Here is a 13,958-nt window from a genome sequence, read left to right on the forward strand (position 1 = left end):
GGTCTTTTGCTTCGAAACGTTTGTACGGGGAAACTGAAAAACCGCCGGGCAGACGCGTTGATTTTGTACTGCGCGTGCCGGGAATTGGGATTGTAGGCAAGCGTCTGACGAGTGCCAAATTCATCGCGAAAATTTTCGCTTTGACTTTTTTCGCCAGCGGAGGCGGTCCTCCGTTTATGAGAATTCGGAGAATCCACTTGAAGTTCGTGCGGCAGCGCACACGAACACTGGCGATCTATCTGACGGTTCGCACCGAATGCCGGCTCTCTCGTCAGAATCATGCGCATTGTTCATTAATTCATACGATAAATGAATTTGTTTCAGATTAAGCAGGCAATGCAATATTCCCCTTTTGCCCGGCCGTCCCGCAGCATCGCCCGGATGGTCCCGCCCGCTGGTATTTCGGACTTCATTCAATGACTCGCTTCAACTGGCAAAACCCGTATCCCACGCCGCGCCTGCCGGTGTTCGCCCGCAACATCGTTTCGACGTCGCATCCGCTTGCCGCGCAGGCCGGGCTGCGCATGCTCTGGAAGGGTGGCAACGCCGTGGACGCCGCCATCGCCGCGGCGGCAGCCATCACCGTGGTCGAGCCGGTTTCGTGTGGCTTGGGCGGCGATGCTTTCGCGCTCGTGTGGGACGGCAGGAAGCTGCACGGATTGAATGCGTCCGGTGTGTCGCCGGCCGCATGGAACGTCGACTATTTCCGCCGCAAGTACGGCGAGGAAAGCGGCCTCGCGCGCCAGCCGAAGCGCGGCTGGGATGCGGTGACGGTGCCGGGCGTCATTGCCGGATGGGAAGCGCTGCACGCGAAGTTCGGTTCCCTGCCGTTCGCGGACCTGATGGAGCCGGCCATCGAGATCGCCGAGCGCGGTCATGCGGTGGCGAGCATCGTCGCGTACAAGTGGGCGGCGGCGGTGCCCGAGCTCAAGGATCAGCCCGGCTTCGCGGACGTCTTCATGCCGCACGGCCGCGCGCCCGAGGTGAGCGAGCTCGTGCGCTTCCCCGGCCACGCGAGGACGCTGCGCAAGCTCGCGCAGGACGGCCCGCGCGCGTTCTACGAGGGCGAGCTCGCCGAGCGCATCGCCGCGTTCGCGCGTGAGGGCGGTGCCGCGCTGACGATGGACGATCTGCGCAACTACCGCGCGGATTGGGTCGAGCCGATCAGCAAGGACTATCGCGGCTACACGGTGCACGAGATCCCGCCGAACGGGCAGGGCATCGCGGCGCTGATCGCGCTCGGCATTCTCGACAAATTCGACGTCAGCGCGCTCACCGTCGATCGCATCGAGTCGCAGCATCTGCAGATCGAGGCGATGAAGCTCGCCTTCGCCGACGTTTACCGCTACGTCGCCGATCCCCGTTCGATGGAAGTGACGCCCGAGCAGATGCTCGACGACGCCTATCTGACGGAGCGCGCCAAGCTCATCGACCCGACGAAGGCCACGCAGTTTGACTTCGGCATGCCGAAGGCGGGCGGCACCATCTACATGTCCGTGGCAGACGAGCGCGGCATGATGGTGAGCTTCATCCAGTCGAACTACATGGGATTCGGCTCGGGCGTGGTCGTGCCGGATACCGGCATCTCGCTGCAGAACCGCGGCTGCGGCTTCTCGATGGATCCGAAGTCCGCGAACGTGGTCGAGGGCGGCAAGCGCCCGTTCCATACGATCATTCCCGCGTTCCTCACCCAGCAGGTCGATGGCCGCCGCGAAGCCGTCATGAGCTTCGGCGTGATGGGCGGCGACATGCAGCCGCAAGGCCACTTGCAATCCATCGTGCGCATGCTCGACTACGGTCAGCAGCCGCAGGCCGCGTGCGACGCGCCGCGCTGGAAGGTCAATCGCGACTTCACGATCGACATCGAAGCCACGCTCGACGCACAAACCGCGCGCGCGCTCGAAGGGCTCGGCCATACGATCAAGTCCGTCGACGATCCGTACATGGACTTCGGCTCGGGCCAATACATCTGGAAGCTCGATCGCAACGATCCCGAGCGCGGTTACGTCGCGGCAAGCGACAGCCGGCGCGACGGGCTGGCTGCAGGCTTCTGACTCAAACATCGGGGGCCGCGCTTCGGGGCGGTCTTCCTTCATTGAAATGATCGCGTGCATTCGCTGCCATCAGGCACGCGAAATGGACACGCACGCCCGCTCACGGCGTAGCGCCGCGAGCTCAAAACCACGACACAACGGCCGAAGCAGGGGAAGGAGAATCATGAACGAAAGGGCGTATCGAGCGCCGAACGCTCAAGGCGCGGCGGCGACGAATGCCGGAACGTCCGCACCCAGGGAAGCGATGTCGAAAGCGATGGTCCGCCGCATCGTGTTCTCGTCGTCGGTGGGCAATGCGCTCGAGTGGTTCGACTTTCTCGTGTATGGCTACTTCGCGACGGTCATCGCCAAGGCATTCTTTCCGTCGCACGACGAGTGGCTTTCGACGATGCTGGCCATCGGCACCTTCGGCATCTCGTTCCTGATGCGTCCGCTCGGCGCGATCGTGCTTGGCATCTACGGCGATCGCAAAGGCCGCAAGGCCGCGCTCACGCTCGCCATTTTGCTGATGATGGTCGGCACGCTCACGATGGCCGTGATGCCGTCGTATCAGCATATCGGCGTCGCTGCACCACTGCTGATCCTGCTTGCGCGCCTCGTGCAAGGCTTTGCCGTCGGCGGCGAATTCGGCAGCGCGACCGCCTTCATGGTCGAGCACAGCGAAGCCCGGCGCGGCTATTACGCGAGCTGGCAGTTCGCGAGCCAGGGGCTTGCCGCGATCATGGCAGCGTCGTTCGGCTCGCTCCTGACCGCATGGCTGCCGCAGCCGGAACTCGAAAGCTGGGGCTGGCGCATTCCGTTCGTCTTCGGTCTGCTCGTCGGTCCGGTCGGCTACTACATTCGCTCGCATCTCGACGAAACGCCCGAGTTTCTGGCAACGCGTTCCGCAAAGAACACGAGCACGCCCGGCGTCTCGTTCTCGAATCAATGGCTGAATCTGTTGCTCGCCGTGGGCATCGTCGCGCAATCGACCGTCGGCGTGTACGTCTTGCAACTCTACATGCCGATGTACGCGGTCAAGCAACTGCACCTTCCGGCCACCGCTTCTTTCGCCGTCGTCGTGCTCAACGGCGGACTTCAGTTCATCTTCTCGCCGTTGATGGGCGCGCTCTCCGACCGGCTGGGACGCATCCGCATCATGCTCGCCACGTCGATTTTCATGGGCGTCACGATTTATCCGATGTTTGCGTGGCTGCAGGCGCATCCGACGATCACGTCGCTCGTCATCCTGCAAGCGGCCGCGGGCATCCTGAAAGCGGCGTACTCCGGCCCGATGCCCGCGCTCATGTCGGAGATCTTCCCGACGCGCGTGCGCTCGACGGGCCTCTCGATAGGCTACGCGCTCGGCGTCACGTTGTTCGGCGGATTCGCGCCGACGATCGTCGAGGCGTTCATCCATCTCACCGGCGACAAACTCGCGCCGAGCTACTACGTGCTGCTCGCCGCGGTGCTGTCCGGCGTGTCGCTTGCGATCGTCGCGTGGCGCATGCATTTCGGGCGGCGCGCGGCGTAACATCCGTTCGACGGCATGCGTCATCCGAATCAATCGAGGCGGCTTCGGCCGCCTTCGTGCATTTCGGGCGCTCCTTGATTCGTAGGGAATGCGACCGGCACGTTTCATGCTCAGGTAGCTCGATGGCGCCCCGCATCGAGTCGTGGAAATTTCACACGGACGGAACCGACGCCTCCTCGCGCGAGTCTGTCCCCGTGTCTGCAAAGTCGTTGCAGGGCAGCTAAGATGGGAAAACAAGCTGCTAACACGTGAAGTTGAAGACGCTGTGACCGAACCGTTTGCGGCGTCGCCTGAACCTCGGCCTTTTCTTGTTCGCCGATGGCGCGTTCAGTCCAGCCAGGGAGCGCGATACATGTACACCGACAGTACCCACGTCATGCCGTGGCGCATCGAAGACATCGATCTCACCAGGATCGACCGTCAAAAGGCGGAATCCAACGAGTATCTTCTCTTGTTGCTGTGCGCCTGTTCGTTCATCGAGAGCGGCACCGATCTCTACACGAGCAATCTCAGCAAGTATTTCCACGACGACCCCGAGATCTCTGCGTGGCTCAACAACGAGTGGGAGCCCGAAGAGATGCAGCATGGCAGGGCGCTCAAGACCTACATCAATTACGTCTGGCCGGAGTTCGACTGGGACACGGCCTTCAGGAATTTCTTCGCCGAATACTCGCTCACTTGTTCCTATGAGGCGTTCGAGAAGAAGCGCGCGCTCGAGATGGTGGCGCGCTGTGTCGTCGAGACGGGCACGGCCACGCTTTATCGCGCCATCAACGAATGTTCGGACGAACCGGTGCTGAAAGAGATCACCGATAACATTCGCCTGGACGAAGTGCGGCACTACAAGCACTTTTTCCGCTTCTTCAAGAAGTGGAACAAGATCGAAGGCAACGGGCGCATCGCGGTGCTCGGTGCGCTCATCCGGCGTGTCGTGGAATTGAAGAGCGAGGATTCGGAGATCGCGCTGCGGCACGTTTTCGCGATTCGATATCCCGAGCACGCGCAGGATTCGGAATACAACCGCGAGCTTTCCGCGCGTGTGAATGCGCTCGTGAGGCGCAACCTGTCGGCGGATCAGGCCATCAAGATGCTGCTCAAGCCGCTCGATCTGCCCGCGCGCATTCAGCCCGGCGTGCACTATCCGCTCTCCAAGATGACGCAACTGTTCTTCCGCTAGCCCTTGTCCAGCGATGCCGGCCCGAAGCCGGCGTCTTGATATGACCGATCACACCGCGCCGCAGGCATCGCTGTCCTCGCATTCCGTTTTCGACGAATGGCCGCCCGCGTTGCGCGCGCTCTTCGATGGCACGCTCGCGGGCGCCGACGGCAGGTTCACCGCATCGCTGTGCGCCGCCGATACGGCCCATCGCGTGCGGACCGCGCTGCTGAGCGCGGGCGAGTTGCTCGCCCCCGATGCGCGCACGCTCGCATTCGCGCTCTGGCCATCGTCGCGGACCGCGCAGGCCGTCGCCGCGAGCGGGCGCGCCACGCTCGCCTTCGTATTCGACGAGGCGTTCTATCAGGTGCAGCTGGATGCGCGGCGCGTGCCGCTCGACGATGTGCCGCTCGCATGCTTCGTCGGCACGATCGAGAGCGGCGAGATGCAGCGGGTGGGGTATGCGCGGCTCACGAATGGAATCGCGTTTGAACTGACTGAAGCCGATGCGGTGCTCGCGCGCTGGCGCGAGCAACTCGAATGGCTGAAGCGGGCGGCGAGCGCTGCCGCCTGAAACATCGGCGCGCTGCGCCGATTCCTGTTCAGCGCCCGCGGTTGCCGGAGCGCAATGCGTCGCGCCGGCCGCCGAGCAGCGCGCCGGGATTGGTCGCCGGCTTGCGTGCATTCGCGACGTGGCCTGCCTGTGGCGGCTCCGCGCGTCGCGGCGGGGCGCCGGCGCTCGTGCCGGGCTTTGCCGCCGGCTTGCTGTGAGTGCGCCCGTCGCGCGCAGGCTGACCGCCGTTGTTTCCATTCGACGGCCGCGCTGCACGCGTCTCGCCGTTCGGACGGGCGCCGTCACGGCGCGGCTCGCCATTGCGCCGTGCCTCGCCATTCGGACGCGCCTCGCCGTTGCGCGGCGCCTGACGCCCCTGACTCTGGCCGCGCCCCTGGCTGCGGCGCTGGATCGGCTCGGGCTTCGCGTTCGGATCGGGTTCGAAGCCGGGAATCACTTCGCTCGGAATCGGGCGCTTGATGAGGCGCTCGATGTCCCGCAGCAGTTGATGCTCGTCCACGCAGACCAGCGACACCGCTTCGCCTTCCGCGCCCGCGCGCCCCGTGCGGCCAATGCGATGCACGTAGTCTTCCGGCACGTTCGGCAGATCGAAGTTGACGACGTGCGGCAGTTGATCGATGTCGATGCCGCGCGCCGCGATATCGGTCGCGACCAGCACCTGCAGCGTCTGATCCTTGAATTCGGCGAGTGCGCGCGTGCGCGCCGACTGGCTCTTGTTGCCGTGAATCGCGAGGGCGCTGATGCCGTCCTTGCCGAGCTGCTCGGCGAGCCGGTTCGCGCCGTGCTTCGTGCGCGTGAACACGAGCACCTGGAACCAGTTGTTGGTGCGGATGAGATGCGTGAGCAGCTCGCGCTTGCGATCGCGATCGACCGGATGGATCTTCTGCTCGACACTCTCGGCCGTCGTATTGCGGCGCGCGACTTCGATGAGCGCGGGCGAATCGAGCAGGCCGTCGGCGAGCGCCTTGATCTCGTCGGAGAAGGTAGCCGAGAAGAGCAGGTTCTGGCGCTTCTGCGGCAGACGCGCCAGCACGCGCTTGATGTCGTGGATGAAACCCATGTCGAGCATGCGATCGGCTTCGTCGAGCACGAGGATTTCGAGCTTCGACACGTCGATCGTCTTCTGCTGCATGTGATCGAGCAGACGCCCCGGCGTCGCCACGACGATATCGACGCCGCGGCGCAGCGCCTCGATCTGCGGATTGATGCCGACGCCGCCGAACATCACGGTCGATCTGAGCTTCAGATACTTGCCGTATGCGCGCACGCTTTCCTCGACCTGTGCAGCGAGTTCGCGCGTCGGCGTGAGAATCAGCGCGCGCACCGGGCGCTTCGCGCCGCCCGTGACGGGCGCGAGTTGCGACAGGCGTTGCAGGATCGGCAGCGTGAAGCCGGCGGTCTTGCCCGTGCCGGTTTGCGCGCCCGCGAGCAGGTCGCCGCCTTTCAGAACGGCGGGGATCGCCTGCAGCTGGATCGGAGTGGGACTGGAATAGCCGAGTTCGTTGACGGCTCGAAGCAGGGGTTCGGACAGACCGAGTGAATCAAAAGACATAAATGGATGTAATTCGTTATGTCGAACGGCGCGCATGCGAATCGTGACTGCGGCGAATCATCGTTCGGCCGGCAGAGCGTATGCGCGACGCTCGGAAAAAATCGGGCGGCGGGCCAATCGGCGGTCAGTGAGCGCCGGGCGTTGCCGCAAGGTTCGACGTGCTATCAAGACACGTCATGAGGCGCTAAGTTGCATCGATGACGCTGCGATGCCGTGGCGCTCGTCCCGTCCGCGGCTCACGCGACATAGCGCGCGACGCTCACGAACTGGCACAAGCTGCCTGCCAGCACGAACAGATGCCAGATTCCGTGTCCGTGCCGGATGCGCTCGTCGTTGATGAAAAACCAGATACCGGCGGTGTACACGACGCCGCCCGCCACCAGCCACGCGGTTGCCGCGGCCGGCAGCGCCTTCACGAGCGGATGAACGGCTACGAGCGCGAGCCAGCCCATCAACACGTAGAGCACCATCGAAACGCTGCGGGTTCGGCGCCCGAGCGTGAGTTCCTGCGTGATGCCGAGTGCGGCAAGCCCCCAGCTCACGCCGAAAAGCGACCAGCCCCATGGTCCACGCAAAGTCACCAGTGTATACGGCGTGTAGCTGCCTGCGATCAGCAAGTAGATGGCCGAATGATCGCACTTCTGCAGTATCGCCTTGACGCGCGGCGTGCGCGCCCAGTGGTACAGCGTGGAGATGATGTACAGCACGCAGAGCATCGCACCGTACAGCGCGAAGCTGACGACCTTGTAGGCGTCGCCATCCAGCGCGCCCATCGTGACGAGCGTCGCCAGTCCCGCCACCGACAGCAAAGCGCCGATCAGATGGCTGATGCTGTTGAAACGCTCACCCGCGTGCATGTCGAATCCACAAAAACGCATTCACCAAAAAGCAAGAGGCGCGGCCCCAACTACGAAGGCTGCGCCCCAGTGCGTATTGTACGCTGTCTTTGCGGATGGCCGCTGCGGACCTCAGTCGAGCGGCGCCGAACGCAGATTGCTCACCTGCTGCGGCGACACCGGCGTGCCATGGTTGCCCCACGACATACGGATATACGTCACGACGGCAGCGACTTCCGTATCCGACAGCGACTGCGCGAACGGCGGCATGCCGTGCGGCATCGGGTTGCCTTCCGTGCTCGGCGGATAGCCGCCGTTGAGCGTCATGCGGATCGGGTTGACGGCCGACTGCATCTGGATCGACTGGTTGTTCGCGAGCGGCGGGTAGGCAGGCGGCTTGCCGAGACCGTTCTCCGCGTGGCACTTCGCGCAGTTCTCGGTGTACACCTTCTTGCCCAGCGTGAGCAGCTCGCCGCCGAACTTCTCGGAGGTTTCAAGCTGCATGACTTCCGGCGCTTCCTTCTTCTGCGGGATCGACTTGAGATAGGTCGAGATCGCGTTGACGTCCGCGTCGGTCATGTACTGCAGGCTGTTGTGGACCACTTCGGCCATCGGGCCGAACACCGCGCCGCGCTGCGACACGCCGGTCTTCAGCAGGTCGTTGATGTCCTTCAGGTCCCAGTCGCCGAGGCCCGCTTCCTTGTTCGACGTGAGCGACGGCGCGTACCAGTTCTGCAGCGGGATCAGGCCGCCCGCGAAGGCCGCCGAGCTGACCGGGCCGCCCATCGCGTTGATCGAGGTGTGGCACATGCCGCAGTGGCCCAGGCCTTCGACCAGATACGCGCCGCGGTTCCATTCCACCGATTTGGTGGGATCCGGCTTGTATTCGCCTTCGCTGAAGAACAGCGTGCGCCAGCCGATCAGCAGATTGCGGTTGTTGAACGGGAAGCGCAGTTCATGCGGACGGCTCGGTTCCGAAACCGGCGGGACCGAGCGCAGATACGCGTAGATCGCGTCGGAGTCGGCGCGCGTGACCTTCGTGTAGCTCGTGAACGGGAAGCCGGGGTAGAGCAGGCTGCCGTCCTTCGAGCGGCCCGTATGCATCGCGCGATAGAAGTCGTCGGAGGTCCACTTGCCGATGCCGTATTGATCGTCCGGCGTGATGTTCGGCGTGAACATGGTGCCGAAGGGCGTGGCCATCGGCAGGCCGCCCGCGAACTCCTTGCCGCCGCGCACCGTGTGGCACGCGATACAGTCGCCGGCGCGCGCGAGGTATTCACCTTGCTTGACGAGCGCGGCTTTATCAGCCGGCGTCGCCGCGATGGCGCCGCCCGAATGCAGATTGTCGCCGCCCGACCAGAGGACGGCGCCGGCTGCGACGGCTGCCACCACGACAGCCGAGGAAAGTGCGAACAGGGACTTGCGTTTCATTTTGTTGTCGCTCCAGACGCCTTATTGCGGTTCGCTGCCGCACTTGAGCGGCATCTTCAACGAGCCAGCGGGCGCGGGCACCGGGTTGGCGGGTGCAGTTTGCGTAGAGAGCCATGCGGCGACGGCGGTCACGTCGTCGTCCGTCAGGCGCGAGGCGATCTGCTGCATGCAGTCGGGGGCCTTGGCGTGGCGCGTGCCCGACTTCCATGCGCCGACTTGCGCGCTGATGTAGTCCGAGTGCAGGCCGACGAGACCCGGGATGGCCGGCTGCATGCCGGTCAGGCCCTTGCCGTGGCAGGCCGCGCAAGCAGGAATGTTCTTCGAGGAGTCGCCGTTCAGCACGATCTGCTGGCCGCGTGCGAGCGTCGTGGCCGAGACGTTGGCCTTGGCCGGCGGCGGATACGGAGGACGCTGGTTCGAGAAGTACGTCGCGATCTGATGAAGATAGTCGTCCGAGAGATACGTGACGAGGTAGTTCATCGGCGGATACTTGCGCCGGCCTTCGCGGAAATTCTGGAGCTGGTTGTACAGATAGTCGGCGGGCTTGCCGGCAAGACGCGGGAAGTAATCGTTGTCCGTGCCTTCGCCGTGAACGCCGTGGCACGCCGTGCAACCTTGCACGCGCGCAGCCATCGTGTCAGGGGCGATCGGCTGGTTTTGCGCCTGCGCGGCGGAGCTGAAAACGCCGGCGCCGCCTACCAGAGCCGAGGCGAAAGCCAAAGCGAGCAGCGGACGAAAAATGCGTCTTGAAAACACGCGACACTCCATGAAATTCGGGGACCTGCCGAGCTTCGTGCGGCTCGGTGCGAAGGTGGCGAACCACGGCCACGCAAGGGGCGGTGGGTGGCGGACCACGGCCACAGCGGCTCGACGAGCCTCTGATGCGACGCGGCATTCTATCATCGATGCATGATGATGACTATTTGACACAATCCGGCGCTAGGTCCTGTTGCAGCGCATTCGCGACAATATGCCGCGCGGCCATTGACCGCTCGCGGAACGTCATTTCCTTTCGATCAGGACTCGACTCGATTCGAAACGCCTGCCCGACGTGCTTCATGCAGTTTCGGAAGCGCGCGGCGAAATTTCAAGGCGTTTCGCTCGTAATCGATGCTGTGCTGCACCGTGCGCGTTCGCGTGCGAGTTCGTTTAGACTCCGCAGGTTTTCCTCGACGACCCTCTCTTCTACGAGGCGCGTTCATCTCGCGGCCGATCCTCCACGATGAGTGACGATTCCCTCTGGCTCGCGCAAGTCGGCTTCGCCGCGCTTGCCGACATCGCCTTCGCATGCGTGCTCGGCGCGCTGATCCTCAACGGCTGGCTGTGCGGCGCACAGGCGTTCGCGCCGGTTTCGCCCGCGCGCTCCGGCTGGCGGCGCGCATGGCGTGCCGGGATGGCCGCCGCGATCGTGCTGGTGCTCTGCGATTTCGTTTCGCTGTGGCTGCAGTCCGCGGCGATGAGCGGCGCGCCGATCGCGCGGGCCGGTGCGTCGCTATGGCTGGTCGCGACGGGCACGCATGCGGGCATCGGCTGGTCTGTCGGCCTCGCGGGAAGCGTGCTCTTGCTGCTGGCGGCCGCGCCCGGCGGACCGCTATCGGCTGCGCGGACCGGTTTCGCGATACTTGCGGTGCTGATCGTCGCGGCGGGCAAGTCGGCGGTCGGTCACGCCGCCGATGACGGCGCGTTCTCCGTCGCCGAAGCCGTGCAGGCGCTGCATCTGCTCGCGACGGCCGCGTGGGGCGGCATCGTCATCGCGGGCGCGTTCGTGTTGCCCGCGCTGGATACGTCGGTGGCGCGAGCGTTCCTGATCCGCACGGTCGCGCGCATGTCGCATGCGGCGGCGATCGCGGTGGCGCTGGTGATCGCGACGGGTGCGTTCAACGCGTGGCGCGGCATCGGCGGATCGCCCGCGGTTCTGACGGCGAGCGCATGGGGACACGCGCTGCTCGTCAAGGTCGTGCTGATCGCGGCGGCGCTTGTGTTCGGTGCGCTGAACCGCTGGTCGGCGCTGCCGCGATTGCAACGCAGTGCATCGACGATGGATGCGCACACGGTCATCAACGTCATGCGCATCGAGGCCGTGATGATGGCGGGCGTGTTCGTGGCGGCCGCCGTGCTGTCGCACAGCGTGCCGGGACTCGCCTCAGCGGGATGATGTGCTTTCGAGATGGTGTTCGAAAGGCCTGCGGGGGTCACCGCCAGCGTTTCGAATTCTTGAATGGCTCGTCGCTCCGGATCCCTAAGCAAAACCCGGCTGGCGCGAAGCACGCCGCGCATGGAATGACGCGGAGCAGACCGCGCCCGTCATTCGTACCCGAGCTTGTGACTGACGATCGGCGCGCAGAAGAGCGCGACCGCGCAACCGATGACTTTCCCTTGAAGCTCGACCAGCGCGGCATGCGAATCCGCGAAGCAAATCACGTCGAGCAACTGCGGCAGGCAGAACAGCGCCGCGGCGCCGATGAACCAGCGCGTCACGACCGAGATGCGCCAGCCGTGCTGCGCGCCGACCCCCGCGGCCACGACGCGGGCCACGCCCAATGCGACGAGCGAGCCGACCGCCAGTTGGGCCCGGACGTATTCATCGGGAAGGACGTGCCACATGATTCTCCCGCTCTTTTTCTTGTGACTGTAGGCAAGGATACACGCAAGAAGCTCGCCAGTATGTACGAGACAGCGCAATCATAAGCAGGCGTTTCGGGACGCTTCGGCGCGTCCGGCGCGCCGTCAGAACGTGTGCTCGGGACCGGGGAAACTGCCGTCCTTCACCGCGCGCACGTATGCTTCGACGCCCGCGCAGATGTTCGGCTGCCCTTGCATGAAATCCTTGACGAAGCGCGGCCGCTTGCCGTGGAAGATGCCGAGCATGTCGTGCAGCACGAGCACCTGTCCTGAGCAGTCGATGCCCGCGCCGATGCCGATCGTCGGAATTGCAAGCGTCTGCGTGACTTCACGCGCGAGCAGCGTCGGCACCGCCTCGATCACGAGCAGTTGCGCGCCCGCCTCCTGCAGCGCGACGGCGTCGCGCTTCATTTGTACCGCCGCCGCTTCCGACTTGCCCTGCACCTTGAAGCCGCCGAACGCGTGCACCGACTGCGGCGTGAGCCCCACGTGCCCGCACACCGGGATCGAACGCTCGACGAGAAAGCGCACGGTCTCCGCGAGCCATTCGCCGCCTTCGATCTTCACCATCTGTGCGCCTGCGCGCATCAGCTGCACCGCGTTCGCGTAGGCATCCTCTTTCGAACCGATGGTGCCGAACGGCATGTCCGCGACGATGAGCGCGCTCCTGTTGCCGCGCGCGACCGAGGCCGTGTGATACGCGATGTCGTTCAGCGTGACGGGCAGCGTCGTGCCATGCCCTTGCAGCACGTTGCCGAGCGAATCGCCGATCAGCAAGACGTCGACGCCCGCGCGATCGAGCAGCGCAGCGAAGCTCGCGTCATAGCATGTCAGCATCGCGATGCGTTCGCCCGCCTGGCGCATGGCCTGGAGCTTGGGGACGGTGATCGTCGAGCGATTCGTTTCCTGCAGATACGTCATGATCGTTTCACTGGAGAGTGCGTGCGCCCGATGACAGGCTCAGGCCGACACGCCTTTGACAAAGAATTCCTTGCGTCCGCGCATCGTCTCGATGCGTTCGACGAGCAAGGCGAGATCCTCATCCGATGCGAGCGGATTCAGATGCTCCGCGTTCACGGTGAGCAGCGGCGTCGCGTCGTAGTGATAGAAGAAGTCGTTATAGGCGTCGCACAGCGCGCGCAGATACGAGTCCGAGATTTGCAGCTCCATCGGCAGCGCGCGTTTCTGGATGCGCGAGAACAGCACTTCCGGGCTCGCCTGCAAGTAGATGACGAGATCGGGCGCGGGCCCGTTCGCATGAAGGCGGCTCGCGACGTCCTCGTACAGCTGGAACTCGTCGTCGGGCAGCGTGAGGCGCGCGAACAGCTCGCTCTTCTGCGTGAGGAAGTCGGTCATCAGCGGCGTGCCGCTCGCCACGATATCGGCGGCTTCGCGGGCCTGCGACGCGCGCTGCAGCGCGAAGCTCAATTGCGTCGCGAGCGCATGGCGCGTCGTGTCGCGATAGAAGCGCTCGAGAAACGGATTGTCCTGCGGGCGCTCGAAGAGCGTGCGCATCGACCAGCGTTCGGCGAGCAGCGTCGCGAGCGTGGTCTTGCCCACGCCGATCGGGCCCTCGATCGCGATGTAGCGGTGCGGCGGCCGCAGTTGCGGCGCGGTGACGGTGAGTGGCGGAACGCTCATCGGCAATCTGTCTTGTTGGTGGCGGCTGGCGTCGTGGTCGCGCCGCGCGTCTGCGAGCCTGCCATGCACTGGCAGTTGGCGACCTTCTCGATGCGCTGATCGGCGACGCCCGCAATGAATGAATCCGCGCGGCCGCGCTGGGGAAGAATGAGATCGGGGTCGAGCTCGATGAGCGGCACGAGCACGAAGGCGCGCTCGGTCATGCGCGGATGCGGCACGACGAGATCCGCTTCGTCGATGCTCGATGCGCCGTAGAGCAAGATGTCGAGATCGAGCGTGCGCGGCGCATTGCGATACGGCCGCTCGCGCCCGAACTGCTGCTCGATGCCGTGACACAAGCGCAGGAGCGATCGCGCGGGCAGGCTCGTCTCGAGCTTGACGACGCAGTTGAAGTAGTCGTCGCCCGACGCATCGATCGGTGCGGTGCGATAGACGCTCGATTTCGCGAGCACGGTGATCGTGTGTTGCTGGGCGAGACACACGACTGCGTCTTTCAGGGTCTGGCGCGCATCGCCGAGATTCGCTCCCAGGCCCAGATAAGCAATCGTCATGGCAGAAGTCCTACGCGTAGGTTGCAGC

Annotated in this window: 13 protein-coding genes; 5 read left to right on the plus strand and 8 right to left on the minus strand. The window is 64.6% G+C overall.

The features are described 5' to 3' along the window. Positions 1-416: 416 nt before the first annotated feature. The 4 genes from ggt (at position 417) to AWB83_RS17210 (ending at position 5,297) form a co-directional block, all read left to right on the plus strand. Positions 417-2,054 (plus strand): gamma-glutamyltransferase, encoded by a 1,638-nt coding sequence (gene ggt / locus AWB83_RS17195; RefSeq protein WP_087046809.1) that lies wholly within the window; start codon positions 417-419, stop codon positions 2,052-2,054. 163 nt (positions 2,055-2,217) lie between these two features. Further along, positions 2,218-3,567, plus strand: coding sequence for an MFS transporter (locus tag AWB83_RS17200; RefSeq protein WP_096059378.1), 1,350 nt, complete (start codon positions 2,218-2,220; stop codon positions 3,565-3,567). Positions 3,568-3,919: 352 nt separating this feature from the next. Further along, entirely contained in the window at positions 3,920-4,744 is an 825-nt protein-coding gene (locus AWB83_RS17205) for a ferritin-like domain-containing protein (RefSeq protein WP_087046811.1), read from the plus strand. Positions 4,745-4,784: 40 nt separating this feature from the next. Further along, positions 4,785-5,297, plus strand: a complete 513-nt coding sequence (locus tag AWB83_RS17210) for a hypothetical protein (RefSeq protein ID WP_087046812.1) — start codon at positions 4,785-4,787, stop codon at positions 5,295-5,297. 28 nt (positions 5,298-5,325) lie between these two features. Here the strand turns inward: AWB83_RS17210 and AWB83_RS17215 are convergent, their stop codons facing one another. The 4 genes from AWB83_RS17215 to AWB83_RS17230 all read right to left on the minus strand — a co-directional run bounded on the left by AWB83_RS17215 (position 5,326) and on the right by AWB83_RS17230 (position 9,884). Then, positions 5,326-6,849 (minus strand): DEAD/DEAH box helicase, encoded by a 1,524-nt coding sequence (locus AWB83_RS17215; protein WP_087046814.1) that lies wholly within the window; start codon positions 6,847-6,849, stop codon positions 5,326-5,328. Between the two features lie 236 nt (positions 6,850-7,085). Further along, a complete protein-coding gene (gene trhA, locus AWB83_RS17220) occupies positions 7,086-7,706 on the minus strand; it encodes a PAQR family membrane homeostasis protein TrhA (RefSeq protein ID WP_087046816.1) in 621 nt (206 codons plus the stop codon). A 111-nt stretch (positions 7,707-7,817) separates the two neighbouring features. Further along, positions 7,818-9,116, minus strand: a complete 1,299-nt coding sequence (locus AWB83_RS17225; RefSeq protein WP_087046818.1) for a c-type cytochrome — start codon at positions 9,114-9,116, stop codon at positions 7,818-7,820. 21 nt (positions 9,117-9,137) lie between these two features. Next, on the minus strand, positions 9,138-9,884 hold the full coding sequence (locus tag AWB83_RS17230) for a c-type cytochrome (protein WP_087046820.1): 747 nt from the start codon (positions 9,882-9,884) through the stop codon (positions 9,138-9,140). Between the two features lie 454 nt (positions 9,885-10,338). Here AWB83_RS17230 and AWB83_RS17235 point away from each other — a divergent pair, with 454 nt between their 5' ends. Next, positions 10,339-11,271: a CopD family protein gene (locus tag AWB83_RS17235; protein WP_087046822.1), complete on the plus strand. Its 933-nt coding sequence runs from the start codon at positions 10,339-10,341 to the stop codon at positions 11,269-11,271. A 149-nt stretch (positions 11,272-11,420) separates the two neighbouring features. On the opposite strand, the gene AWB83_RS17240 is transcribed toward AWB83_RS17235, so the two are convergent. From AWB83_RS17240 to folK, 4 genes are all read right to left on the minus strand, one after another. After that, positions 11,421-11,720 (minus strand): hypothetical protein, encoded by a 300-nt coding sequence (locus AWB83_RS17240; protein ID WP_087046824.1) that lies wholly within the window; start codon positions 11,718-11,720, stop codon positions 11,421-11,423. Positions 11,721-11,843: 123 nt separating this feature from the next. After that, positions 11,844-12,659, minus strand: a complete 816-nt coding sequence (gene panB / locus AWB83_RS17245; RefSeq protein ID WP_087046826.1) for a 3-methyl-2-oxobutanoate hydroxymethyltransferase — start codon at positions 12,657-12,659, stop codon at positions 11,844-11,846. A 39-nt stretch (positions 12,660-12,698) separates the two neighbouring features. Then, a complete protein-coding gene (locus AWB83_RS17250) occupies positions 12,699-13,379 on the minus strand; it encodes a deoxynucleoside kinase (protein ID WP_087046827.1) in 681 nt (226 codons plus the stop codon). Next, positions 13,376-13,930: a 2-amino-4-hydroxy-6-hydroxymethyldihydropteridine diphosphokinase gene (folK, locus tag AWB83_RS17255; protein ID WP_087046828.1), complete on the minus strand. Its 555-nt coding sequence runs from the start codon at positions 13,928-13,930 to the stop codon at positions 13,376-13,378. Before folK ends, AWB83_RS17250 begins: the two co-directional genes overlap by 4 nt. Between the last annotated feature and the right edge of the window lie 28 nt (positions 13,931-13,958).

It is taken from the genome of Caballeronia ptereochthonis (assembly GCF_001545075.1).
Taxonomy (GTDB): Bacteria; Pseudomonadota; Gammaproteobacteria; order Burkholderiales; family Burkholderiaceae; genus Caballeronia; species Caballeronia ptereochthonis.